General features: G+C 42.7%; 25 protein-coding genes. 1 reads left to right on the forward strand and 24 read right to left on the reverse strand.

The window, feature by feature from the left end:
* Positions 1-62: 62 nt before the first annotated feature.
* From AADY36_RS12080 to AADY36_RS12195, 24 genes are all read right to left on the reverse strand, one after another.
* A complete protein-coding gene (locus AADY36_RS12080; protein ID WP_054562172.1) occupies positions 63-2366 on the reverse strand; it encodes a chemotaxis protein CheA in 2304 nt (767 codons plus the stop codon).
* 15 nt (positions 2367-2381) lie between these two features.
* The gene (locus AADY36_RS12085; protein WP_054562173.1) at positions 2382-3149 is read right to left on the reverse strand and encodes a protein phosphatase CheZ; all 768 of its coding nucleotides are present in this window, start codon (positions 3147-3149) and stop codon (positions 2382-2384) included.
* Positions 3150-3166: 17 nt separating this feature from the next.
* Complete coding sequence (gene cheY, locus AADY36_RS12090) at positions 3167-3550, reverse strand: chemotaxis response regulator CheY (RefSeq protein ID WP_016708035.1); 384 nt, start codon at positions 3548-3550, stop codon at positions 3167-3169.
* A gap of 40 nt (positions 3551-3590) precedes the next feature.
* On the reverse strand, positions 3591-4301 hold the full coding sequence (locus tag AADY36_RS12095; RefSeq protein ID WP_054562345.1) for an RNA polymerase sigma factor FliA: 711 nt from the start codon (positions 4299-4301) through the stop codon (positions 3591-3593).
* 26 nt (positions 4302-4327) lie between these two features.
* Positions 4328-5188 carry a MinD/ParA family ATP-binding protein gene (locus tag AADY36_RS12100; RefSeq protein ID WP_054553259.1) on the reverse strand — a complete coding sequence of 287 codons (861 nt, stop codon included), beginning with the start codon at positions 5186-5188 and terminating at the stop codon, positions 4328-4330.
* The gene (gene flhF, locus AADY36_RS12105) at positions 5181-6692 is read right to left on the reverse strand and encodes a flagellar biosynthesis protein FlhF (RefSeq protein ID WP_054562174.1); all 1512 of its coding nucleotides are present in this window, start codon (positions 6690-6692) and stop codon (positions 5181-5183) included. The genes AADY36_RS12100 and flhF overlap by 8 nt, the downstream gene beginning before the upstream one ends.
* 20 nt (positions 6693-6712) lie before the next feature.
* The gene (gene flhA, locus AADY36_RS12110) at positions 6713-8824 is read right to left on the reverse strand and encodes a flagellar biosynthesis protein FlhA (RefSeq protein WP_055020705.1); all 2112 of its coding nucleotides are present in this window, start codon (positions 8822-8824) and stop codon (positions 6713-6715) included.
* 71 nt (positions 8825-8895) lie between these two features.
* The gene (gene flhB / locus AADY36_RS12115) at positions 8896-10026 is read right to left on the reverse strand and encodes a flagellar biosynthesis protein FlhB (RefSeq protein ID WP_054562176.1); all 1131 of its coding nucleotides are present in this window, start codon (positions 10024-10026) and stop codon (positions 8896-8898) included.
* 9 nt (positions 10027-10035) lie between these two features.
* On the reverse strand, positions 10036-10815 hold the full coding sequence (gene fliR, locus AADY36_RS12120; RefSeq protein ID WP_054553263.1) for a flagellar biosynthetic protein FliR: 780 nt from the start codon (positions 10813-10815) through the stop codon (positions 10036-10038).
* Positions 10816-11085, reverse strand: a complete 270-nt coding sequence (gene fliQ, locus AADY36_RS12125) for a flagellar biosynthesis protein FliQ (RefSeq protein WP_054553264.1) — start codon at positions 11083-11085, stop codon at positions 10816-10818.
* Between the two features lie 40 nt (positions 11086-11125).
* Positions 11126-11866, reverse strand: coding sequence for a flagellar type III secretion system pore protein FliP (fliP, locus tag AADY36_RS12130; RefSeq protein ID WP_054553265.1), 741 nt, complete (start codon positions 11864-11866; stop codon positions 11126-11128).
* Between the two features lie 4 nt (positions 11867-11870).
* Complete coding sequence (gene fliO / locus AADY36_RS12135; protein WP_054553266.1) at positions 11871-12254, reverse strand: flagellar biosynthetic protein FliO; 384 nt, start codon at positions 12252-12254, stop codon at positions 11871-11873.
* Entirely contained in the window at positions 12251-12652 is a 402-nt protein-coding gene (fliN, locus tag AADY36_RS12140) for a flagellar motor switch protein FliN (protein ID WP_054553267.1), read from the reverse strand. Before fliN ends, fliO begins: the two co-directional genes overlap by 4 nt.
* A gap of 22 nt (positions 12653-12674) precedes the next feature.
* Positions 12675-13766 carry a flagellar motor switch protein FliM gene (gene fliM, locus AADY36_RS12145; protein WP_054553268.1) on the reverse strand — a complete coding sequence of 364 codons (1092 nt, stop codon included), beginning with the start codon at positions 13764-13766 and terminating at the stop codon, positions 12675-12677.
* Positions 13767-13775: 9 nt separating this feature from the next.
* Entirely contained in the window at positions 13776-14297 is a 522-nt protein-coding gene (gene fliL, locus AADY36_RS12150; RefSeq protein WP_054562177.1) for a flagellar basal body-associated protein FliL, read from the reverse strand.
* A gap of 72 nt (positions 14298-14369) precedes the next feature.
* Entirely contained in the window at positions 14370-16808 is a 2439-nt protein-coding gene (locus tag AADY36_RS12155) for a flagellar hook-length control protein FliK (RefSeq protein WP_342409023.1), read from the reverse strand.
* Between the two features lie 100 nt (positions 16809-16908).
* Entirely contained in the window at positions 16909-17364 is a 456-nt protein-coding gene (fliJ, locus tag AADY36_RS12160) for a flagellar export protein FliJ (protein WP_055020703.1), read from the reverse strand.
* Entirely contained in the window at positions 17364-18698 is a 1335-nt protein-coding gene (gene fliI / locus AADY36_RS12165) for a flagellar protein export ATPase FliI (RefSeq protein ID WP_055020702.1), read from the reverse strand. Before fliI ends, fliJ begins: the two co-directional genes overlap by 1 nt.
* Before the next feature lie 17 nt (positions 18699-18715).
* Positions 18716-19534: a flagellar assembly protein FliH gene (gene fliH / locus AADY36_RS12170; protein ID WP_054562181.1), complete on the reverse strand. Its 819-nt coding sequence runs from the start codon at positions 19532-19534 to the stop codon at positions 18716-18718.
* Between the two features lie 3 nt (positions 19535-19537).
* On the reverse strand, positions 19538-20578 hold the full coding sequence (gene fliG, locus AADY36_RS12175) for a flagellar motor switch protein FliG (RefSeq protein WP_054553274.1): 1041 nt from the start codon (positions 20576-20578) through the stop codon (positions 19538-19540).
* Complete coding sequence (gene fliF / locus AADY36_RS12180) at positions 20571-22286, reverse strand: flagellar basal-body MS-ring/collar protein FliF (RefSeq protein WP_342409024.1); 1716 nt, start codon at positions 22284-22286, stop codon at positions 20571-20573. The genes fliG and fliF overlap by 8 nt, the downstream gene beginning before the upstream one ends.
* A gap of 20 nt (positions 22287-22306) precedes the next feature.
* Positions 22307-22639, reverse strand: a complete 333-nt coding sequence (gene fliE, locus AADY36_RS12185) for a flagellar hook-basal body complex protein FliE (protein ID WP_054562183.1) — start codon at positions 22637-22639, stop codon at positions 22307-22309.
* 170 nt (positions 22640-22809) lie between these two features.
* Positions 22810-24213 (reverse strand): sigma-54-dependent transcriptional regulator, encoded by a 1404-nt coding sequence (locus tag AADY36_RS12190; RefSeq protein ID WP_054562184.1) that lies wholly within the window; start codon positions 24211-24213, stop codon positions 22810-22812.
* Positions 24210-25322: a sensor histidine kinase gene (locus AADY36_RS12195; protein ID WP_054562185.1), complete on the reverse strand. Its 1113-nt coding sequence runs from the start codon at positions 25320-25322 to the stop codon at positions 24210-24212. The genes AADY36_RS12190 and AADY36_RS12195 overlap by 4 nt, the downstream gene beginning before the upstream one ends.
* 127 nt (positions 25323-25449) lie before the next feature.
* Here AADY36_RS12195 and AADY36_RS12200 point away from each other — a divergent pair, with 127 nt between their 5' ends.
* Complete coding sequence (locus AADY36_RS12200; RefSeq protein WP_342409025.1) at positions 25450-26037, forward strand: DNA-3-methyladenine glycosylase I; 588 nt, start codon at positions 25450-25452, stop codon at positions 26035-26037.
* Positions 26038-26054: the final 17 nt, after the last annotated feature.

Genomic DNA, 26054 nt, shown 5'->3' on the forward strand with positions numbered 1-26054 from the left:
TGGCACTCTCTTGTTTTATATCATTCAAAGTGCAGCTAAATGCTGCACTTTATTATTTATTATTAGCCAACGTAGTGTTTAAGCATGCTAGGTACGTCGAGGATCAATGCAATGCCACCATCAGAAGTAATTGTCGCACCTGCCATACCTGGTGTACCTTGCAATAAGGCATCCAAAGGTTTAATAACAACTTCCTCTTGACCAATTAACGAGTCAACTACAAAGCCCACTTGCTTAGTACCTATTTGTACAATCACCACGTGACCTTCGGCTTTACGCTCTTGGCGGTTGGCGCCTTTTACTAACCAATGTTGTAAATAGAAAAGCGGGATCGCTTTTTCACGTACAATAATTGTCAGTTGGCCATCAACTACGTTAGTTTTAGTTAAATCAAGGTGGAAAATTTCGCTAACACCAGCAAGTGGTAATGCAAAAGTTTGCTCACCCACAACAACCATTAAGGTCGGTAAGATAGCAAGTGTTAATGGCACCTTGATTTCAAGTACAGTACCTACACCCAGCTCAGACTGAATATTAACCGAGCCATTTAACTGAGTGATTTTAGTTTTAACAACATCCATGCCCACACCACGTCCTGAGATGTCAGAGATCTCTTCTTTGGTTGAGAAACCTGGTGCAAAGATTAAGTTGTACGCTTCGGTATCCGACAAGCGACTTGCTTGGTCGTGATCGATCACCCCTTTGCTAATTGCGATTTTTTTCAGTTTCTCAGCATCCATACCTGCACCATCATCACGAATGGTTAGTAGGATGTGATCACCTTCTTGTGATGCCGAAAGCGTTACGGTACCTGTACGCGGTTTACCTGCGGCTTCACGCACATCTGGCATTTCAATACCATGGTCAACAGAGTTACGCACTAAGTGCACCAATGGATCAGCAAGTGCTTCAACAAGGTTTTTATCTAAATCGGTTTCTTCACCAACTAGCTGCAGGTTAATATCTTTTTTCAAGCTACGGGCTAAGTCACGAACAACCCGCGGGAAACGGCCAAATACTTTCTTAATTGGCTGCATGCGGGTTTTCATAACCGCGCCTTGCAAGTCTGCGGTTACCACATCTAGGTTAGAGATGGCTTTGCCCATTGACTCGCTATTGCTGTTATTAGCAAGGCTCACTAAGCGGTTTCGGACCAATACCAGCTCACCCACCATGTTCATGATTTCATCGAGACGTTTAGTATCAACACGTACCGTTGTTTCTGCCTGTGGTGGTGGCGCTTTTTTCGGTGCAGCAGAGGCTGCAGGCGATTTTTCTGGTGCTTTTGCAGGAGCTGGAGCAGGTTTAGGCGCTGCGGCAGCAGGTTTAGGCGCAGGTGCCGGTTTTGATGCTGCAGGCTGTGCTGGTTTTGCAGGTTCTGCTTTTGGTGGTTCAGGCGCTTTTTCTGGCGCAGCCGTTTCTAAAGACTGAGGAGCAGTACCTTTACCGTGTAATTCATCAAGCAGCGCTTCAAACTCGTCATCGCTAATTTCATCGTCTGAGTCATTGGTTGAAGTATCTGCTGCAGGTGCTTGAGGAGCCGGCTGTGCTGGTTTTGCTGCTTCAGGCTGAGCAGAAGTATCTTGTTTTACTTCACCGAAGTTACCAACGCCATGCAGTTCGTCTAATAAGCTGTCAAATTCATCATCGGTAATATCGTCACTATCACTGCTAATTGCTTCAGGAGCAGTCGCTGCTGGACCTTGCCCTTTGCCATGCAGTTCATCTAGTAAGCTTTCAAATTCGTCTTCGGTGATTTCGTCAATATTTTGAGGCTCAGCGCTGCTATCTGCAAGACCGCCGCCATCAAATAACATATCAAACGCAAACGGGTCATCTTCATCGATATTGTCTGTTGCTGTATCTGCTGTGACTTCAGGCGTATCAACAGCAGGCTCTTCAACTGCGGGTTCTTCAGGTGCAACTGCAACATCCTCTGCTACAGATAAGTCTTCACCTGCAAGCTCTTCTGCGGTTGGTGGCTGACTTAATTTATGAAGGACTTCTAATAGAGCTGGATCTGCAGGCTCTGGCTGTTCGCGATTTTGAATCGTAGCGAACATTTCGTTGATAGTATCGAGAGCCTGTAAAATTACGTCCATTAGTTCTGGTGTTACACTGCGTACACCTTGACGTAATAAATCGAAAACATTCTCTGCACCATGACACGCATCTACAAGCTCAGTCATACTTAAGAAGCCTGCACCACCTTTAACAGTATGGAAGCCTCTAAAAATGGCGTTTAATAGATCTTTGTCTTCTGGGTTGTTTTCAAGCTCGACTAATTGCTCTGACAAAAGCTCTAAGATTTCTCCTGCTTCAACAAGGAAATCCTGTAATATATCTTCATCGACTTCAAAGCTCATGCAGCTACTCTCCTCTTAGAAGCCCAGACTTGATAATAGATCATCGACTTCATCTTGTCCTGAGACAACATCATCGCGAGACTCTTTATCAATAATTGGCCCTTCAGGACCTGCTAGTGTGTCACTTGTTGCAGGTGCTTTTTCTATGGCCTGTTTTTCTTGTTGTTGATGACCATCTTCTTGACTGCCAAACACAGTTAAGAGATTAATTAAACTGTCTTCTACCTCTCGCACCAACTCAATAACACGGCGAATAACTTGTCCGGTTAAATCCTGATAATCCTGCGCCATCAGCACATTAGTCATCAAACCTTGGAGCTCATCGGTTTTGGTATGCGAGTTATTCATGAACTTATCTAAGCTATGACATAACGATTTAAATTCACCGAGTTCAATTTCTCGGTTCATTAAACGATCCCACGTAGGTTTGATTGCGGCAATTTCATCAGCAAGTTGTTGCGCTATTGGTAAACTTGCTTCAACCGCATCCATGGTTTTATTGGCGGCGCTTTCTGTCATTTCCATAACATAATTTAAGCGCTGCTTAGCGTCTGGGATCGCGTCGGTAGTTAAATCAGTGAGACGAGTATCTAGGTCAAAGTTTTTTAACGCTTCATGAAGCTGACGCGTCAATTTGCCGACTTCAGCAAACAACTCTGATTGTTCTTTTGATGCAGCGTCAAGAATGAGCTTATCTGCTTTTTCTTGTTCACCATTTTCAAGATACTCAACAAGTTGACGAGCTTGCTCTAAACTTATTTGAGGCGCAGCAAGTGCTGACATAAGCCTCTCCCCTTAGATTAACCTAAACGTTCAAACACTTTTTCCAATTTGGTTTTAAGTGTCGCAGCAGTGAATGGTTTAACGATATAGCCATTAACACCTGCTTGAGCAGCAGCAACAATTTGTTCTTTTTTCGCTTCAGCTGTCACCATTAATACAGGAATATGCTTAAGGCTATCATCAGCACGAATTGCACGTAACAAATCAATACCTTGCATACCAGGCATGTTCCAATCTGTTACAACAAAATCAAATTCTTGATTTTGTAGCATTGGCAATGCTGTTGAACCGTCGTCAGCTTCCTGCACATTGGTAAAACCTAAATCCCTTAATAGATTTTTAATGATACGTCTCATTGTAGAAAAATCATCAACAACAAGAATTTTCATGTTTTTATCCAAAACATCCTCCGGTGAGGTTTGAACCTTTATTTACTTACTACTAATTAATCCAGTCATTGATTTTTGCTTTGAGCTTAATCATCGCCTGACCATGTATTTGACTCACACGCGACTCGCTAACATCGAGTATGTGTCCTATTTCTTTTAAGTTCATTTCGTCGTTGTAGTACAAAGACAAAACGAGAGCATCTCTTTCTGGTAACGATTGGATAGCCGTTAATAGAGACTGGTTAAACCGCTCATTTTTAACGTTATTAAACGGTTTGTCTAGTCCTAAATCCTGACCTACTGGTGTGATGACGTCTTCATCTACACCTAAATCTTCAATACCTAATACTTTACTCGAATTTACATCATGTAGAATATGATGGTACTCATCTAGCGTAATATCAAGTTTTTCAGCGACTTCAGTATCTTTGGGCTCACGATTTAACGTGCTTTCTAATTCGGAAATGGTTTCAGCCACAAGGCGGGCATTTCGGTGAACTGAGCGTGGCGCCCAGTCACCTCTACGAATTTCGTCTAACATCGCACCACGAATACGAATTCCAGCGAAGGTTTCGAAACTAGCACCTTTGCTAGCATCAAAGTTTTTTGACGCTTCAATTAGGCCTATCATGCCTGATTGAATTAAATCATCGAGTTGCACACTGGCAGGTAAACGAGCAATTAGATGGCACGCCACTTTTTTGACTAAAGAGGCATGTTTTTCGACAATCGCATTTAAATTCTGTGCTGATTGATATCCCATCGCTTTATTCACCGATGTTGTCATAGTTAGCCGTTTACTAGTTTTTCAATAAAAAATTCTAAATGGCCAGACGGTTGATTAGGGATCGGCCACTTAACTGCTTTTGTTGCTAATGTTTTAAACGCCACCGCTGCCGGTGAGTTCGGGAATAATTCAACAATCACCTTTTGACGTCGCGTAGATTTACGCATGTTCTCGTCATAAGGAATGGTTGCTACCAACTCCATTGAAACATCTAAAAAACGATCCGTTACTTTTGAAAGTTTAGCAAATAATTCTTGCCCTTCACGCAAACTGCGCACCATATTGGCAACAATTTTAAATTTATATACGCCATGCTCACGGCTAAGCACTTTAATAAGTGCGTAAGCATCAGTAATTGAGGTAGGTTCATCGCATACAACCACAACAACGTCTTGGGCTGCACGAGAAAAGCTTAATACCATGTCAGAAATACCTGCGGCGGTATCAACAATTAATATATCAAATTCGGTGTTTAACTCGCTAAAAGCGCGAATAAGGCCTGCATGCTCAGATGGCGTTAATTCAACCATACTTTGTGAACCAGACGTCGCTGGTACAATTTTGATGCCCGCAGGGCCTTCAACAAGAATTTCGTCAAGCTCACACTCGCCTGACAAAACATGAGATAAATTACGTTCAACACGAAGGCCAAGCATTACGTCACAGTTTGCCAAACCTAAATCGGCATCTAATACTAATACACGATTTCCTTGCTGACCTAATGCGATTGCGGTATTGAGTGAAACGTTGGTTTTACCCACTCCACCTTTACCGCCAGTAACAGCGATAACTTTAACGCCACTATTATTATTTTGATTCATTTTGCGCAGGCCGCTTGCTTGATCTAATACTGTGTTAATCATACATCCCTACTGTGTTCGACGCTACTGCTTGACGTCTTGAATGTTGTGCTTTTGCTCGTTTTAAATACAATTGTTCAGCTTTTTTCACTAGTTTTTCAGCATTCGCTACGCGAATATCCTCAGGAACGCGCTGACCGTTAGTAAGATACCCTATTGGCAGGCGATTTTGAATCGCTATGCTAATAATCTCACCTAAACTTAAAGATTCATCCAATTTAGTGAAGATACAGCCACTTAGGTGAACCTTTTTAAAGTGTCTTACGGTTTCTTGCAACACATTTATCTGTGCTGTAGCACTTAATACTAAATAACTACGAATATCAACACGCTGATTACGCATTAGGGTATTTAACTGCTCAGTTAAACGTAAATCACGTTGGCTCATACCCGCTGTGTCTATTAATACTAGACGCTTATTACGTAAATGGTATAACACTTCAGCTAATTCATTCGCATCTTTTACCTGCTTAACACCACAGCCAATAATACGACCATAAGTAGCCAATTGTTCGTAGGCACCAATTCTGTAGGTATCAGTGGTGATCAACGCCACTTTATCAGCACCATATTTTTGTGCACCCAGTGCAGCTAATTTTGCAACTGTGGTTGTTTTACCAACGCCTGTTGGACCCACTAACGCAAATACACCGCCTTGACGCAGAATTTCGTTATTAGTGGTATGCATTTGGTTTTCAACCATTTGCAGAAGTGCTTGCCACGCTTGTTGACGTGATACGTCGTCAGGAATGAAACAAGCCATTTGCTCTGCAACATCACGTTCAATACCCATACCTGCTAAGCGGTCAATCATACATGCACGAGTCGGATCACGGCGTGCCATATCTTGTTGCATTAAGCCAGATACTTGGTGTTCAAGTAATTGACGAATCGCATTCATTTCTTCACGCATGGTCGTCATTTCTGATTGATTCGCAGGTGCTGAGTTTTTGTGCTCGGCTGGTGAATCTAAATCATCAAAACCAGAATCTAAGTCGTCATCAAAACCTAAGCTATGTGCTTGAGTTTGTACACGAGGTGCTGCTTGCTGTTGATAACGAGGAGCTTGCTTATATTCAGGCTGTTGCTGCTCAAAGCTTGGCTCTTTTGGTTGATAGTGTTCACTCGTATCAATACCAGATTGACTAAACATTGACGCAAGCTCTGGCGAACGAGGGCGTGGGGCTTGACGCTCAAGTAACGCTTGTAGGCTATCAGCAACTTTCGCTTGCGGCTCAGGTTTAGCACGCATTGGCTCAGGTTTAACAAAGTTATGCTGTGGAGCAGGTGCTGATTGTGCCACTGCTGATTGTGCCACTGCTGATTGTGCCACTGCTGGTTTAGCTTCGGCTTTCGGGGCTGCTTTGTCGTAATCAACAGCTGCAACGATTTCAACGCCGTTAGCAAGCTTTTTGTTCGACATAATAACCGCATCAACACCTAGTTCATCTTTCACTTCTTTCAGTGCTGTGCGCATATCTTTAGCAAAAAAACGTTTAATTTTCATGGTTCAACCCCTTTACTATCCTATTGTTGGCCTACTGAGCTGACAATCTTAATCTGTCTTTCGTCTGGTACCTCTTGGTAAGACATCACCCTTAAACCTGGGATGGTGTACTTAACGAAGCGAGATAACACAGTTCTTAACATTCCTGACGTTAACAGTATCGAAGGTTCACCGGCCATTTCTTGGTTTTGATGCGCTTCATTCAATGATTGTTGAAGTCGCTCTGCAAGGCTTGGCTCTATTCCGGCACCTTCGTCACCTGCATTCTGAAGTGACTGATGCAACATCTGTTCCAACTCAGGCGCCAAGGTTATGACAGGGATCTCAGAAGACATACCAACAGCGTCTTGAACGATTAGTCTGCGCAGTGAAATTCGCACTGCAGCCGTTAGTACATCTGGGTCTTGGCTACGTGGGCCATACTCAACAAGGGTTTGAACAATCGAGCGCATATCGCGAATTGCCACTCCTTCATTGAGTAAGTTTTGTAGCACTTTTACGATAGTAGTAAGTGGTAATACGTCAGGAACCAGTCCTTCAACAAGACGTGGATGACTCTTCGCTAACATATCTAATAAGTTTTGTACTTCTTCATGACCAAGTAGTAAAGCAGCACTGTTAGTAAGTAACTGGCTAATATGAGTTGCAACCACAGTTGCAGAATCAACGACGGTATAGCCAAGTGATTGTGCTTCATCTTTTTGATCAGGTTTGATCCACACCGCATCTAATCCGAATGCTGGATCTGTAGTGGCAACCCCTTTGATTGGACCAAATACTTGGCCTGGATTAATCGCTAACTCATCACCATGCTTAAGCTCACCCTCACCGCTTGAAACACCCATCATAGTGATTCTGTAAGCATTCGGGTCGAGCTCTAAGTTATCGCGAATGTGCACAGGAGGTACTAAGAAGCCAAGCTCCTGAGACAGTTTTTTACGCACACCTTTAATACGATTTAACAGTTCACCACCTTGAGATTGGTCAACAAGTGGAATCAATCGATACCCTACTTCTAAGCCAATAACATCAACTTGCTGAACGTCATCCCAACCCAGCTCTTTTTGTTCTTGTTTATTGGCAACACCTGTACCTGGTGCACCACCATTTGCCTCTTGCTCTGCTTTTTCGGCTTCTGCTTTGGCTTTTTGTTGCTGTGTGAAATAAGCAAGGTAACCTAGTAATGCACCTAAGCTTAAAAATGCGATGTGCGGCATACCCGGCACAATACCCATGATGATTAAAATACCTGATGCGATATAAAGTGATTTTTCGTTACCTAGCTGTGTCTTAACTTGGTCGCCCATGTTGTGCGATTCATTTTGACGGGTAACAACGATTGCGGTACCGATAGACAGTAATAGTGAAGGTAGCTGTGCAACTAGACCATCACCAATGGTTAGCAAGGTGTACACTTCCATCGCACGGCTGAACGATAAATCATGTTGGATCATACCAACAAATAAACCACCAACGATGTTAATCACTAGAATAACGATACCCGCTATCGCATCGCCTTTTACGAACTTACTCGCACCATCCATTGAACCATAGAAATCGGCTTCGCGGGTGACTTCTTCACGACGTTCACGAGCTTGCTCTGCACTAATGAAACCGGCGTTTAAGTCAGCATCAATCGCCATTTGTTTACCTGGCATTGCATCAAGAGTAAAGCGAGCTGATACTTCAGAAATTCGGCCAGCACCTTTGGTGATAACCACAAAGTTAATAATGATTAAAATCAGGAAGACCACTAAACCAACAGCATAGTTACCGCCGATAACCACCGAGCCAAAGGCCTCGATAACTTTACCAGCGGCATCTCCACCGTTATGACCTTCTAGCAATACCACACGGGTACTGGCGACATTCAGTGCTAAGCGCATGATGGTTGCAATTAGTAGAACCGCAGGGAACATACCAAATTCAAGTGGTTTCATGGTGTAAACAGTAACTAGTAACACCACCAGTGCTAACGCGATATTAAACGAAAATAGAATATCTAAAAGAAATGGCGGCAGGGGTAAAATCACCATGCCCAGCGCAGCAAGTACCATTAACGGCGTGCCGATACCCTTCGCATATTCTTTTTTATCTCTGTTAAGTTGTTGTAATACCGCTTTAAATTCCATAATTCAACAATTTCAAAATATTGACACTACACGGAATTTGCAATAACTATTCCAAGTTATATAACTACTTACTAATATTTGTAAGCATCGGGTATTGGGAGCTTTTTATTAAGTGGAACAGGACGTTTTCCACGCCCTTTTTGGAAGCGCTTTAACTGGAAGACATAAGCTAGCACTTGCGCAACGGCTGTGAATAGCTGATCAGGTATTTGATTGCCCACATCGGTGGTGTGATACAGCGCACGTGTAAGCATCGGTGACTCAACAATTGGCACGTCATTACCCTTACCCACTTTACGAATTTGCATAGCAAGCTCGTCTACGCCTTTAGCAAGCACAATTGGCGCACCCGCTTTAGCTGTATCGTATTTAAGTGCTACAGAATAATGGGTCGGGTTGGTTACAATCACATCGGCATCAGGTACATCTTGCATCATACGCCTTTGCGACATTTCACGCTGAGTACGGCGAATACGCGCTTTTATTTGCGGATCACCCTCAGAGTTTTTAAATTCGTCTTTTACCTCTTGTAAGGTCATTTTTAACTGTTTATGGTGTTTGTGACTTTGATAAGGAGAATCTATTGCTGCAATAATGATTAACGTACAAGTTAACCCCAAGAACATCCAAGATAGTATTTCGAGTGCATGGATAAAATTTCCGGGCGCGCTTTCAATGCTTAGGTGCAGTATTTCATCAAAGAAAGTATTAATTAAGAACACCGCAAAACCTGCAACCACTACAAATTTTAAAATAGACTTAACTAACTCAACTCCTGCTTGAGGGCCAAGCATACGCTTAATACCTTTAGCTGGCGACATCTTACTTGCTTTTGGTGCTGCCGCTTGCCAACTAAAGTTATAGCCCCCCAGTAAAGTATTCCCAACAAAAGCGGCTATCACGATGATCAACACAAACATTGCCATAGGGAATAACAACGCATCCGCAACAATTCCCCACACTGAAAACATTTTAGTGGTGTCGTAGGTTTCATTACGGTTAAGGCTTAATAAGCGCCCCATCACATTATAAAGACCTTTGCCAATTTCAGGTCCATACAACAATAAGGAAATAGCTGAGAAGATAAGCACAAACATTGTACCTAGCTCTTTTGAGCGGGCAACCTGACCTTTCTTTTTGGCATCATCAATTTTTTTCTGCGTGGGTTCTTCGGTTTTTTCTTGACCTGAATCTTCAGCCATGGCGTGCTCCTAAGGTGTACAACCAACAAGGCTGCACATTAACTCAACCATTTTTAACCACTGAAACTCAAATTGAGTCATGAAGTTACCAAGCGTTGCCCAAATAATCACGAGCCCAGCCACTAAGGTAAACGGAAAACCTATCGAAAAAATATTTAACTGCGGTGCCGCACGGGTCATCACACCAAACGACATGTTAATCACCAGCATAGCTGTCAGTGGTGCTAAAGCAAGCACCAAGGCTGTGGTGAACATCCAACCACCCCAAGTAACAATATCCCAGTAATGATCAACAGCCCACCAATTTCCATCAATTGGTAGCACTTCAAAGCTATGAATGACCATTTGAATCATCATTAAATGACCATTGAAAACAAAAAAGAGCAAGGTCGCCAAGATTAGATAAAATTGCCCCACAGCGGGTACACTCAGACCATTCGATGGATCAACGACGGACGCAAAACCAAGACCAGTTTGCATCGCGAGTATTTGCCCTGCTAAAACAAAGGTATTTAATAATAGTACTGAAGCAAAGCCTATCGCCACACCAATAAGCATTTGCTGAATGACCACAAGGATCATCTCAAACGAAAATAAGTTATTAAAAGTCGCAGGGGGCAGCATAGGCACAGCAACAAAGGTTACAACTACCGCTAAACCAAGCTTAATTCGGCTTGGTACATTCTTCGCGCCAAGGCCTGCCATGATCATAATCATTGAGCTAATACGCACTAATGGCAGCAAAAAATCGCTGAGCCATTGAATAATAACCGCAAATGGAAATTCCATTTAGCCTGCTATCTCCGGTATCGACATCACTAAACGAGTGAAGTAGTCCATAAGCTCTTGCGTGAACCAGTGACCACCTATAATAAGTGCGCTTATGGTAATCAGCAAACGAGGTAAAAAGCTTAAGGTTTGCTCATTGATTGATGTTGCCGCTTGGAAAACAGCCACTACAAGACCGACTAATAAGCCAGGTACTACGATTGCAGACACTAACTTTATAACTAAAAATAGCGCGTCACTGAGTATATCGACAAAAATTTCTGGTTCCATTTTGTCTCTCCTACCTAATTATGTGCCTTGAATTGCATTGTTACACCCCGAGCCCAAAGCTCTTCGCCAGCGTGCCCATCACAAGGCTCCAACCGTCTACTAATACAAACAGCATAATCTTAAACGGCAAAGATACAATCATCGGCGAAAGCATCATCATACCCATGGCCATTAATACGGAGGCCACGACTAAATCCACAATCAAAAATGGGATGAAAAACATAAAACCAATGATAAAGGCCGTTTGCAATTCGCTGGTAACAAACGCTGGGATCAATACAATCAACGGCGTGTCTTCTGGCGAATCTAATTGCTCATAACCAGCTATTTTCGCAAAAGTCTCTAAATCTTTTATACGAACTTGCGAGAGCATAAACGCTTTCATTGGCTCTTTGGCAAGTTCTAATGCTTGCACTGAGGTAACTTGTTCATTCAAGTATGGCTCAATAGCGCGCTCATTCACTTGCTGATAAATTGGCGCCATAATAAAAATACTTAAAAACAGCGACATACCTAACAAAATTTGATTCGATGGAGTTTGTTGTAAGCCTATTGCTTGGCGTAATATCGCCAGAACCACAATAATCCGTGTAAATGAAGTCATCATAATGACCGCCGCTGGAATAAAGCTCAGCGCCGTCATGATCGCTAACACTTGTAGCGTCACGGAGTAATCTTGAGAGCCATCAGGGTTGGTGGTAATGGTCAGTGCTTCTATGCCTTCAGCATTAACCGACGGCAAAAACAACACACTTGCTAAAATAAGTATCCACTTGATCATAGCGTTAATTCTTTTTATTTGAAGGTGATTGTGGGTTCAGCAACTTACCAAATTTTTTGGCAAGTTCTGGCAGTTCTTTTTCTTGTAGTGGTGTTTCTAGCTTATGCAGGTAGTTAATACTATGCGGGGTCACACCAATTAAGTGCTGAGCGTTATCGATTTCAATGACCATCAAGCGCTCACGAGAGCCCAAAGGCAAACTGCGCACTACTTTAAATTCATCACTGTTGGCAAGGTTTGGGTTTAATTTTTTAACCAAAAAAGCCAAAGCAATAATAACCACCAGCACTAAAAGCAAAGACATCACCATAGACAGTAAATCTGCCGTCGGTGATGCCGTAGGAAATGCAGTGCTCGACGCACTTGTTAAAGCAACTAAAGCATTCATCGTAACTTTTTAATACGCTCAACTTGGCTGATAACGTCAGTTAAACGAATACCGAACTTATCGTTGACAACAACCACCTCACCATGCGCAATTAGGGTGCCATTAACCAATACATCAAGTGGCTCACCAGCGACTCGGTCTAGTTCTACCACTGAACCTTGGTTAAGCTGTAATAAGTTACGAATGTTGATTTTTGAACGACCCACTTCCATCGAAATAGTAACTGGAATGTCCAAGATAGTATCAAGTTTACGTTTTTCGTCGCCAGACAGCTCATGTCTTTCATCTTTTAACTCATCAAGTTCCGCTACAGCAGCATCGCCTGAGCCACCCTCAGCTTCTTCAGCTTCGGCTAGTGCCGCAGCCCATTCGTCCATTGTATCTTGATCATCACTCATTATGTTTAACCTTATAAATCGACTACCAGTCTAAATCTACACCTTCAGATAGATGTAGATCTTCTTCTAGTTCTGCTAATTCTGCATCTGAATCCAGTTTTTTGCCACCTTTTGTGAACACATGTAGTTCTGACTTAACTGATTCAGGGCGTTTAATTTTTTCACTAATTTGTAGTGCCACATTGTCACGAGAGCGGCCCATTTTCGCTCTGAAAGTCGGCAATTCTTCTACAAATACGGTGATATGTTCTGGCATTTCAACAGGGATAATATCGCCAGCTTTAAGCTCCATAATCTGTTGTAGCGTTAGATCAACCTCAAGCAATTGAGTCGATAAATCGACCTCAACATCCATGATCTCATCACGTAATGCTTTACTCCAACGTAAGTCAGTGTCTTCAGTGTCTGATTGCACACCGGCATCGAGTAATTCACGGATTGGCTCAAGCATCGAATAAGGTAATGCGATATGGAAATCACCGCCACCACCATCTAGCTCAATATGGAAAGAGCTAATAACAACCACTTCAGTTGGACTTACGATGTTAGCCATCGCTGGGTTAACTTCTGAGTCAAGGTACTCAAAAGACACATCCATTACCGGCGCCCATGCTTCTTTATAATCTTCGAAGATGATTTTAAGCAGCATTTGAACAATACGGCGTTCTGTTGGGGTAAATTCACGGCCTTCTATTTTTGCATGATAGCGGCCATCACCACCAAAAAAGTTATCCACTAAAATGAATACTAATCGGGCTTCCATGGTAATTAGGCCGGTGCCCTTCAACGGACGAAAACGTACCATGTTCAAACTAGTTGGCACGAATAAGGTATGAATATATTCGCCAAATTTAATCATTTGTACGCCGTTAATCGACACCTCAGCGGTGCGGCGCATCATGTTAAATAGGCTAATTCGCATATGACGGGCAAAACGTTCATTCACGATCTCCAAGGTCGGCATACGACCCCGAACAATACGATCTTGTGATGAGAAGTCATACTGTAAGGTATTACTGTCTAAGTCATCACCTTCGTGAATATCTTCCTCTTCGACTTCATCAACGCCATGTAAGAGCGCATCAATTTCGTCTTGAGATAATAAATCGCTCACGCTGACCCCTTATTGCATCACAAAGCCGGTAAATAATACCCGCTCTATCACTTTGCTACCTTCAACATCACTTAATGCTGATTGTACTTTTTCAAGTGCAGCAACACGTACTGACTCTTTACCTTCACTGGTACCTAATTCATCTGCGGTCGTTGTTGAAAGAACGCCAAGTAAGGTACTTTCGATAAGTGGAATATGCTTTTTGGCAGTTTCTTCGTTCACTTCACCGCGAACAAGTAGCTGAACTTTTATTTGTACAATTCGGTCGCGACTTGCACCGGGTACATTAAATACAAATGGGCGTGGCATTGCGACATACAGAGCCGAACCAATCTGTGCGGAGCTCGATGGTGCAGCAGCCTCTGTCACTGTGGTTTCATCTGCTAGGCTTTCTTCAGGGGCATCATCGCCCATAAATAAAAAGTAACCCGCAGCAGCACCAGCAATCAACACTACAGCAGCAATGATGATAATCAGCTTCTTTTTGCCTTTACCCGTATCTTCTATTTCTAAATTTGCTTCTTCGGCCATTGTCACTTCCCTCAAAGTTACAGCAAGCTGTTTATCGCGCTGTAACTATTTTATTTCTTATAATAGCAGGACTTATGCATAGTAATCTATTGATGATGAAGATTGTTGTCGAGAAGTTTCTGCGCTTTGTGCTGTTACTTCTGGCTGCTGCTCCTCAGCCTGTTGATTTCCAGCAAGCTGCCCTTGCCCAGACTGCTCTTGTTGTTGCTCAGGGTTCCCCTGCTGAATACTACTTTCACCAAGCTCAATACCTTGCTGTGCAAGCATTTCTCGTAAGCGTGGCATTGATTGCTCTAAAGCTTCTTTAGCCTGCTGATTTTGAACAACAAAATTAATTTGAGCTTGCTCCGCATCGCTACGTATACGAATTTGCATACTGCCCATTTCTGGCGGATCTAAGCGAATTTCAGCTTCTTTATTATTAATATTTAGTAACGCGCTAACTCGCTCTTGAAGCATCTTTGCAGCATCACTTTTTATGATATTAATCGCTTGCATTACACCAGGGTCAACATTCACCGATTTAGATTGAGTCTGAGTTTGCGCAGTTGTTTGTGTATGCAGTGTTTGTACGTCTAGTGCTTGCTCATATTGCTGATGAGCCATTTCATAGGCACCTGGTTGTGTTGTTGCATTTGCTTGAGTCGTTAGCTGGGTAAATAATTGAGCTACACGCACAGTAACAGTTTCCTGTGTACGTTCTGTATTAATTTTTGTATCAAGCTCTGTGGTTACTTCTTCACTAGCAACTACTTTTGTCACATCGGCTGTAATTTGCGCGGTATTATTTTGTTTCGCTCTATTATTTTCAACATTAACTGTTGCTGCGGTTACTGGCATCGCAGTACTGGCTGTTGCAGGGGCATTTATAGCCTCTGTCAGCACAGTTTGAGCTGCAGCTAATTTTTCGTACTGAGCAGTGCCCGGCGTTAACGTTTGCAACTGAGTGTTCACTTTGTTTAACAATGCTTGCTGCTCATCCTTAGTCAGCGCCGTGATTTGCTTTTCTACACCTGTAGGTAATTTGTTATCGAGAGCCTTATTGTCAGCTAATTTAGCATCTTGTTTTGCCTGGCTTTCTTCAGCAATGTCTTGCTCTACAGCAAGTTGTGATACAGGACTCTGTGCAGTTTGCGTTGTAGGCTTACTACTGTTCACATCAGTCAATAGCGACTTGATTGTTGCCACCTCATCAGCACCGAGCTTATTATCAGCTTTAAGTTGATTTATTTGTTGCTCAAGTTGCTTTTGTTGCTCAGAGGTTAGCGATAAACCTTTAGCGAACTCACTTACAGCCTGCCCATCGCCACTTTGTACTTTGGCCAGCAAGCTAACGATTGACTTATCTGTTACTGGTTTATCTAAAACTGGTTTTTCTGTTACGGCTTGATCAATTTTGGCAGCTGCGTCAGCTGGTTTGTCTGGCACTTTTGCCGTGCCAGCTTCAATGTTTTTAGCAATGCTTTGCTCAGCACTGAAATTTGCTGCCGTTTTGTCAGTGTAGCTTTGTGTTTGTTTTGAATTAACTTCAGCTGTTTTTGTATCTACTTGAGCATCGCTATTTAAATCTGCAACCACCTTATTTAAAACAGTTTTACTTGCCTCATTTACGCCAAGTTCTTTGCCATCAGATGTTTTTGTAGCGTCTGAATTCACAGCCTGTTTCTGAGCGTTATTTAACAGAGCGTCTACATCAACGGTGGATTCTTTGTTGTCAGTTGCTTGTGTTGCACTGGCAAAGTTAGCTACTTGAGGCTTTGTATCAGGTGTATTAACAGCTGAAACACCCTGCTTTTCTTTGTCTATTAATGGACCATCAACAATCGGAGTCACGCTATCTTTTGGTGGTAAATCGCCAATCGCTTTTAGCTGGCTATCTACCGCTGTCGCAACTTTAGACTTATGTAATAAGCTTGCTATTGAATTGTCGCCTTCCGCGTCGGCTTTTGAATCATCGGTTTGTGCAAAGTCTGTCATCGGTGAAGGTATAACAGGTGTGATGGTATCGATTGGGGTTGGTTTTTTATCAACAACTACAGGGCTAAAATCATTATTTTCAATCAATTTATTAACACGTGTACTCATAGCTTGAGCTGCATTAATTTGCGAAAGCAGTGAGTTTTCTTCATCTTCTACAAGAGCAAGTTCATCGCTTGGCTCTTTAGTTACAGCTGCATTACGAATATCTGGACTTGTTTTAGATTGTTGCTGTGTAGACGTGGTAGCAGTTGCAACTTTAGCATCAGCAGTTGTGTTCTCATCACCTAATTTGGCATCTGATTTAGGTTCTTCAGAAATACTGACAGCTTTAGTTTCATCAACAGAATGAGTATCTGCATCACTTTTTGTTTGAGGGGTGCTATTTGCTTGCGCGTTTGCCGCTTCACTTGCTTCTGTAAGTGAAGTTAAAAAACTTAAGCCCGATGCTTTGTCGCTAGACTCTGAGTCTTTGCCTGAAAAACCAGTACCTTGCTCAGTTTTAACCTGCAAATTGATATCACTGATCGCCATAATTCACCTAAAACTAAAGAGGCAATTTGCCGCCGCAAGTGCCAAAATTAATGCTACTGGTTAGGTAAATGCAATTAACATGCCTAAAAAAGATAGTATTTTAGAGAAGTGCGTTTTTAAGTTGACGTTGATAAAACTGATTTGAAGCAAATTCATCCAGCATTTTTTGCTCCGCTTTAGCTACTTTCATCGCTTGTTTTTCAGCTTGCTTTTCGATTAATTTCGCCACTGCTTTTGCTTTCACTTGCTGTTTTAACCACAATGCTTTGCGCTGCGTAACAACCTGTTTTGCAGTATTCACTGTGCTGGCTTGCTGGCGTATCGCTTCTTCAATTTTTGCGATAAAGGCATGATATTGACTAAACCCAGCACTAGACAAACCAGATCGTCCTTTCAAATGCAACTGCTGAGAATACTCCATGCGAAAGTTATTCAGCCCTTGCAGTTTTTGTTGATTACTTTGTAAGTGCTGCTGGGCTTTTAAATAATCCATGCGTAAAGATTCTTCTTTATCGCTCTCAAGCTTTAACAATAAATCAAGTTTACTTTGAGCCATTAACCTTGTCCTAATAACTGCGCAAGACCTTGTAGACCATCATCATAACTGATCACATCTTTCATGCCTTGCTGAAGGAATTGATTCACACGTGGCATCATATTAATTGCTTGGTCAAGCATAGGGTCGGTGCCTTTTTGGTACGCACCTAGTGTGATCATATCTTTGTTCTGTTGGTACATTGAATACACTTGTTTTAGCACTCGAGCTTGTTGCATATGCGCTTCAGACACAACTTGTGGCATAACACGAGAAATCGATTTTTCGATATCAATAGCCGGATAATGACCGCTGTCAGCTAAATCTCGAGATAAAACAATGTGGCCATCTAATATAGCACGAGCAGAGTCAGCAATTGGATCTTGCATATCATCCCCTTCACTAAGCACAGTGAAAAACGCGGTGATCGAACCTTGCCCTTCACCACCATTACCAGCACGCTCCACCAGCGCTGGTAATTTAGCAAATACTGAAGGCGGATACCCCTTAGTCGCAGGAGGCTCACCAACGGCTAAGGCGATTTCACGTTGCGCCATGGCATAACGGGTAACGGAGTCTAGTAATAACAATACGTTAAGACCTTGATCGCGAAAGTATTCCGCAATGGTCACTGCACTTTCACAGCCTTTTAAACGCATTAATGGTGAAGCATCCGCAGGAGCTGCAACCACCACTGAGCGCTTACGCCCTTCAACACCTAAAATTTCTTCAATGAACTCTTTTACCTCACGACCACGTTCACCCACAAGACCTACCACAATTACATCTGCTTCAGAGCCGCGAGTCATCATACCCAGTAATACTGATTTACCGACACCAGAGCCTGCAAACAGACCCATACGCTGGCCTTGACCTACGGTAATAACGGAGTTGATGGCTCGTACACCTACGTCCATAGGTTGACTGATTGGTCGTCTTGCAAGAGGGTTAATTGAGTTTTGCGCAAACTTTAAGTGATGCTCAGCATTAATGGCGCCCAAGCCATCAAGTGGCCGACCAAGGCCATCCACTACACGGCCAAGTAAACTCATGCCAACAGGCAGTCCTGTTTCATTTAGCTTTGGGATAACTCGTGCACCAGGCAGTACGCCAGAGATGTGATCATTTGGCATCAAGTAAAGTGTTTGGTCATTAAAACCAACGACTTCAGCATCAACAAAGCCGTTAATGGTTTCAATTTTACATTGACTGCCAACAGGTGCTCTAAGCCCTTTTGCTTCTAGCGTTAAACCAACTACACGCGTCAGAATACCGGCAACGGCTGGTTTTGGGGCCTTGATATGTTTTTCATAGCGCTGTAAGCGTTCGCTTAGAGTCATTGATTGAGCACTCATAATGAGCCTAAAAAGTATTAGATACCACTGCTATGCAAAAAGTTTTCCAACGTTTCTTTGACGCGGGTTTTTATTGTCATGTCGAGGGATGATTGCGGGGTTTTAATTTCGCAGCCACCACGTTCTAAAGTCGGCTCTGCAACTAACTGCCAATGGTTATCTGCGATAGTTTGTTCGCCATAACTTTCAGTAATTAAAGTAATATCATCGGGGTGTAAGTGAATACGTACTTTAGCTTGCTCTTCACCTAACGCATCAATAGCTTGCTTCAAAGCATGTAAAATGACTTCAGGTGAGGTTTTAATTTCTTGGTAAACTAAAATTTCAGTTAACATAACAGCTAACTGCACTAACTGCTTTTCGGCACTTTCATCGACTTTAGATAATGGTTGAGAAAGGCTATCAAGTAAGCTTCTTAAGTTGGTCAGCTGCTCTTCTAAAATAGGCTTTATTTCTTCTTGCCCTTGCTCCTTACCTAGCTCAACACCTTCTTTAAAACCTGCTTCTTTTCCCTCATGTGCGCCTTTTTCAAAACCATCTATATAGCCTTGCTCATGACCTTGCTTTAGCCCTTCTTCATAGGCATCTTGACGGATCTTTTCAAGCTCAGCCATTGTTAGGGACGGAATTTCAGGCTCTTCTGGCTGCTCTTCGGCCTGCTGCTTTTGCTGCTCTTTACGATATAAGTCAGCTAAAGGCGTGCCATACGCCGTTGAGCGTCCAGCGAGTTTTGTTGTATCTTGCGTCACTTCAGGAATTGGCCAGTTTTCCAATAATTCATCGGCAGCTTCACTGGCATGCACTGGGCGTCCTGTATGAAATGAAGACTTACTCATGGCTTACAGGAACTCCTCACCACCACCGCCACCAAGCATAATTTCGCCTGAGTCAGCTAAACGACGTGCCGTAGAAAGAATTTCTTTCTGTGCCGCTTCTACTTCACTAATACGAACAGGGCCCATTGCCTCAAGATCATCAGCGAGTAATTCAGCAGCACGTTTTGACATATTACCCAAAATCTTCTCTTTTAATGCTTCGTCAGTACCTTTAATTGCTTTCATTAATACATCTTGCTGTACTTCACGAAGGATCGCTTGAATACCACGGTCTTCAACATCCATTAAGTTCTCAAAGACAAACATAAGGTCTTGGATTTGCTGTGACATCTCTTCATCGTGTTCACGGATTGAATCCATTAACTGACCTTCAACATTGGTATCTAGGTAGTTCATGATATCAGCAGCCGCTTTCAAGCCACCCATTTTCGCAGCTTGCGCACCAGCTTGACCTGCGAACTGTTTCTCCATGATTTCATTCAACTCTTGCAATGCTGCTGGTTGAACTTCTTCAAGGTTTGCAATACGCATGGTTAAATCTAAGCGCACTTTTTCTGGGAATTGCGACAAGATTTCCGCTGATTGCTCTGGCTCTAAATACGATAAAACAATGGTTTGAATTTGCGGGTGCTCGTTGCGAATAATATTCGCCACTTGCTTTGAATCCATCCACTTCAATGAATCAAGACCTTTCGCCCCTGAGCCCATAACAATTTGGTCAATAAGGCTGGCTGCCTTGTCTTCACCAAGCGCTGCTGTAAGAGCTTTTTTGATAAAGTCTTCAGACTGGAAGCCTATGGTACTGAAGCTTTGAATTTGCTCAATAAACAAATTATGGACTGCGCTAATTTTCGCTTGCGATAAATCATCTAGCGCAGCCATTGCCATACCCACTTTTTGCACTTGCTTTGGCTCTAAGTGCTTAAGGATTTGCGCAGCATCTTCTTCTGATAAGCTCAGCAATAAGATTGCCGCCTTATCAACACCGTCTAATTTATCAACATCAAACGCCGGTGGTAGTTGTTTTTGTTCTTGATCAGTCATCTTCTGTTAACCACGCTTTCACTACTTGAGAAGACAGTTCTGGTTCATTTGCAACCAATGCACGAACTGCTTTGAGTAAATCTTCATCGCCATGTAAGTCTGGCAGCTGTAGTGTACCATCACTTGAGAATCCTACAGCAGCAGAGTCAAAGTCTTTATTTAGCATATCTAGCGTGCTATCACCAATATCTACACCTGCACTTAATGCATCTTCATCATATTCTTCTAGTGTATCGTCTGGGTAAATTAGACGTTTCAGCATAGGTCTTACTACAAAGACAATCAGTACGATGATAACCAGTGCACCTAATGCTAAGCGTAGCATCTTCATGAACCAATCTTGCTCCCAAAGTGGAACTTCAATCGCTTCACCAGCATCTTCACGAACAAATGGCACTGTGACAACCTCAAGTGCATCACCACGCTGCATATCAAAACCAACACCGCCTTGTAATAAACGACGAATATTTGACAATGCTTCTACAGAGCGAGGAACCATGGTTGTTTCACCATTTTCACCCACCTGCGGTACATAATCAACGGCAACTGAAACACTGATACGACGAATAACACCGGTTTGCTGACGCTTATGCGAAATTGTTGTATCAAGCTCGTAGTTACGTGTTGCTTCTTTATGCGAACGACTTGGGTTCGTTGCTGAGCCTGCTCCACCTTGGCCTGCAATTTCTGGAATATTAGAGTTAACTGGCGGCTGATTCGTTAGCGCACCAGGAATGCCCACTGCAAGACCACCGATGTTGTTTTCTTCGAACGTGGTTTCACTGCGCACAGCGGGTAAGTCTGGGTTATAACGTTTTTGTGTTTCTTCGACTGCACTAAAGTCCATGTTTAAATCGACTTGCGCGGTATAGTTACCTAAGCCTACAACTGGAATAAGGATGCTATCGATTTTATTTAAGTACTCTTCTTCACGCTTACGTTCAATTTCATACTCTTTACGAGAGCGAGCAGCAAGTGAGTTTTGTGAGCCTGAATTAAGTAAGCGACCATTTTGATCGGTAACAGTAACACGCTCTGGCGATAAACCTTGGACTGCTGAGGCAACAATATCAACTACTGAGTCAACTTCTTCACCGTCAAGTGTACGACCGCGTTTTAAGGTAAGCACTACCGTCGCTGAAGGTTGTTTTTCGCGACGAGCAAATACGTTTTCTTTTGGAATAGCTAAAAGTACTTTGGCGCGAGTAACATTTTTTAGCTCTTCGATGGTACGTGCAAGCTGTTGCTCACGACCATGTTTTAAACGTTCACGTTCAAGGCGTTGGCTAACACCAAACCCCATGTCTTGCATGATGATGTCAGTCCCTGAGCTTGGCGCTTGCTCTAGGCCTTCACGAGCCATCAATAATTTGATGTTTTGGTATTCACCTTCTTCAACAGAGATGACGTTACCATCAAGTTCGTAATCAATCTTTTGAGCGTCTAAAAAGTCCAGCGTTTGAATAAGCTCTTCCGTTGGCATTTTGCCAAGCGGACGCATATCTGGTTGACGAGCCCAAATAATAATAAAAATTGCGATAGCCAAACAGATTGCCAAAGCGATCACTAAAGTAACCTGGCGTAAAACATCTACACCGTTTAAGGCACTTAGGTAGCCTGACTTTTGCTCTTGTTGATCATCAGTATCGGTTGAGTCGATACCGCCGCCTGCTAAGGCTAGATCAGTTGATTGATTAGGTTGCGCCACAATAATTCTCCACTACCTAGTTACACAGGCATGTTCATGATTTCTTTATAAGCTTCAACAAGTTTATTTCGAACTTGCACCGTAGCTTCAAAAGCGACTGATGATTTTTGCGAAGCAATCATTACGTCAGCTAAAGAAACACTGCGATCGCCCATTTCCATTGCTGTTACTTTTTGCTTAGCGTCTTGTTGTAAGCCATTCACTGTATCAAGTGCATTGGTAAGTAAATCACCAAACTGTGCCGACGATGTTGGCTGAGTTTGTGTTGGTAAATTATTAATTGAGTTACTACGGCCTACTTCTGAAGCCATAGCTTGCATTTCTTGAAATAATGCGCTGTTTTGAACTTTCATAATACTCTCTGACAATGCAGTTTACTTATGCACTGATAAAGCACAAACCGTGCCACAAAATAAAACAAACAAATTCAATGGCTTAAATCATTAATTTCACATGTCAGAGTTTTGACAGCAAACAAGCTCACAAAAATGTAAGCTTGTTTGAGTAACTTCTTGGAAGGAGTTTATGCAGGTAAGGCTATACCCAAGTCTCGCATTTGCGCCAATTTATAACGTAACGTGCGCGGACTAATACCTAAGGTTTCTGCAACCTCTTTACGCTTGCCGTTACAACGCGCTAAGGTTTCTAAAATAATACGATGCTCTTTGTCTTTCAGCTCGTCTTTGTAATTACCTTGCTCACTCACTTGTGGCACGGTATCTAAATTAACTTCAACAGGCTGTTCTTGATATACCGGTGCGTTGTGTGGCGGCGTAGCGACTGGCTTTATATCAACCGTAAGCAACTCTTCAATAAAGACATCATCTTGATGAATACTATTACCATCGCATAATATCAACGCCCGTTGAATAACGTTATCAAGCTCTCGTACGTTACCAGGCCAAGCATGCGATAGCAGCTTTTGTTTCGCACCCTCACTTAGTTGAGCGATAGGTTCTTTACTTTTCAGGCAATGACGCTCTATTAAATGTTCAGCCAATACAATAATGTCGCCAGGACGCTCGGCTAATGGTTTCCACATTAGCGGGAATACATTTAAGCGATAATATAAATCTTCTCTAAATAGATTTTCGCTCACTGCTTCTTTTAAATCTCGGTTACTTGTAGCTAGAACGCGAACATCAAGCTCTATGGTTTTACGACCGCCTAAGCGCTCTACTTCGCGCTCTTGAAGTACACGCAGTAATTTAGCTTGTAAGCCTAAATCCATCTCAGTGATTTCATCTAGTAAGATGGTACCACCTTGAGCTTGCTCAAATTTACCCGGGCAAGCTTGAATCGCGCCGGTAAACGCCCCTTTTTCGTAACCGAATAAGGTTGCTTCAAGCATGTTTTCAGGAATAGCAGCACAGTTAATAGCCACAAAGGGAGCATCGCTACGATTTGATTTATCGTGGATAAAACGAGCCAACACTTCTTTACCCGAGCCACTTGGGCCGAGTACCATGACACTGGCATCTGAACGGGCAACTTTGCTCGCGAGCTCTAATAGCTTAATACTTGATGGATCGGCAACAATTGGGCCATCGGTTTCTTTTTCTTTTTCAGGCAAATAACGACTCACCATATTAAGAAGCACTTCTGGTGCAAACGGTTTTGCCATATAATCAATCGCGCCTAAACGCATTGCTTCTACAGCATCATCAATGGTGGCATAGGCTGTCATCATTAATACCGGCAGCTCAGGATAATTAAGTTTAATGCTACGTAATAGGTCAAGGCCACTCATAGCGCCCATTTGCACATCACTAACAACCAATGAATAGCTATTTTGCTTAAGCAAGATCATCGCTTGTTCAGCGCTATCTGCAGCAACGCAATCAATACCCGACATTTCAAGGGTATCAATCAGTGCTTCTCGTAAGCCTGCGTCGTCTTCAACGACTAAAATAGAGTTAGTATTCATTTTGCCTCCGCTGACATTGGTTCTGCACTAATTGGCAAGATCAAACTAAAACATGCTCCCCCATGAGCATTATTAGTCACTTCAACCCGTCCTTGGTGCGCATTGGCGACTGAACTTACAACTGCAAGTCCAAGCCCCGTGCCTTGGCTTTTGGTAGTGTAAAAAGGTTCGAATAATTTGTTCGCATGACGTAAATCAACACCTGGGCCATTATCACTGACACTGATGCGAACACAGTTTTCGCTGGTTTCGTCACGTTCGGCACTCAGGGTTACCACAGCCTCAGAGCCAATAATTTGAATACTGTTGTGGATCAGGTTTTGAATAGCACTCGCCAGAGCAGTTTTATTACCCATAATTTCAATATCTGGCTCAGGCAAGTTCACGCTAAGTTCACTGTTATTTTGTGCAACCATAGCATCAGCACCGGCTTTTACTTCATTAAGTAACTGTTGCATTGAAACGCTTTCGACCACTTGTTGCTCACCACTTTTGGCAAATAACAGCATATCGTTCACTTGGGTTTCTAAATCTTTTAAACGCGACATTAGCTTCGTATGAAAGTTGCCACGCGAGCTTTCTGGCAATCGCTTTGAGCCTAAATTGGCAGCATAAAGCATGGCCGCAGATAACGGTGTTCTGACTTGATGAGCAAGCGAAGCGACCATTTTGCCAAGCGCACTTAAGCGCTGCATATGTGCTACTCGCTTTTGTAAGCGCCTGGTTTCAGTTAAATCTGTCATTAAAATTAACTGCCCTGGCTCTGGAGCAAGCGCAGTAATATCAAGCTTTATTAAACGGCCATCCTTAAGTGATACTTCATGTCCATCGTCTTGCTGTGGTCGAAATGAGCGTTGAATTACGCTAAACCACTTTTCACCTTCAAGGGGCTCACCTAGCATATCAATGGCAATTTGATTGGCTTTTGCGATCATGCCTCGGCCATCTAAAACCACCACACCCGCAGGCATGGTATCAACCAAATGACCTAACCAACTGGCTTGTTGGCGCAGCTCACTCAACTCACCCACATACTCTTCTTGTTGTAAGCATGGGTTATATTGTTTGGCTGTGATAAATTGTGGTTTTAGGACATTTGCTAAGGCCATAATCGATACTCAAAAAATCGTGTCTACCTAGCTAAATGCACAATCCGTACCAAATTTATTTTTGTTTTATTTCAATAAATTAAAGACAAAATAACACTGACAAAAAAATGACAATCGCGAGGGAATAATGCAAAAAGAACACCATTGTCGTTGCCCGTGGCTCGATACCAGCAAAGAAGATTATGTGGCCTATCATGACCAAGAATGGGGGGTGCCATTATATGATGATCACCGCTTATTTGAATTTATAACCTTAGAGTCAGCACAAGCGGGACTGAGTTGGTATACCATACTTAAAAAGCGTGATGGCTATCGCAGTGCCTTCAAAAACTTTGTTGTCGAAGAGGTTGCCAAAATGACCGAAGACGACGTCGAAAGGTTAATGCAGTTTGAAGGTATTATTCGTAATCGCGCTAAAATCGCCGCCACTATTAATAACGCGCAACGGTTTATTGAGATTCAAAAAGAGTTTGGCAGTTTCTCAAATTACCAATGGCAGTTTGTTGGTGGCAAACCATTGGTAAACGATCTTGATAAATTAGAGGATTACCCGGCTATTACTGAAGTCTCAACAGCATTCGCCAAAGATTTAAAAAAGCGCGGTTTTAAGTTTTTAGGCCCTACTACGGTGTATGCCCACATGCAGGCCTGTGGCATGGTAAATGACCATAGCAATGATTGCTTTAGAAAAGCTGAGATAATTAGTGAATATTAAAGAGATATAACCGAGGA

It is taken from the genome of Pseudoalteromonas sp. D15MCD-2 (assembly GCF_038562745.1).
Taxonomy (GTDB): Bacteria; Pseudomonadota; Gammaproteobacteria; order Enterobacterales; family Alteromonadaceae; genus Pseudoalteromonas.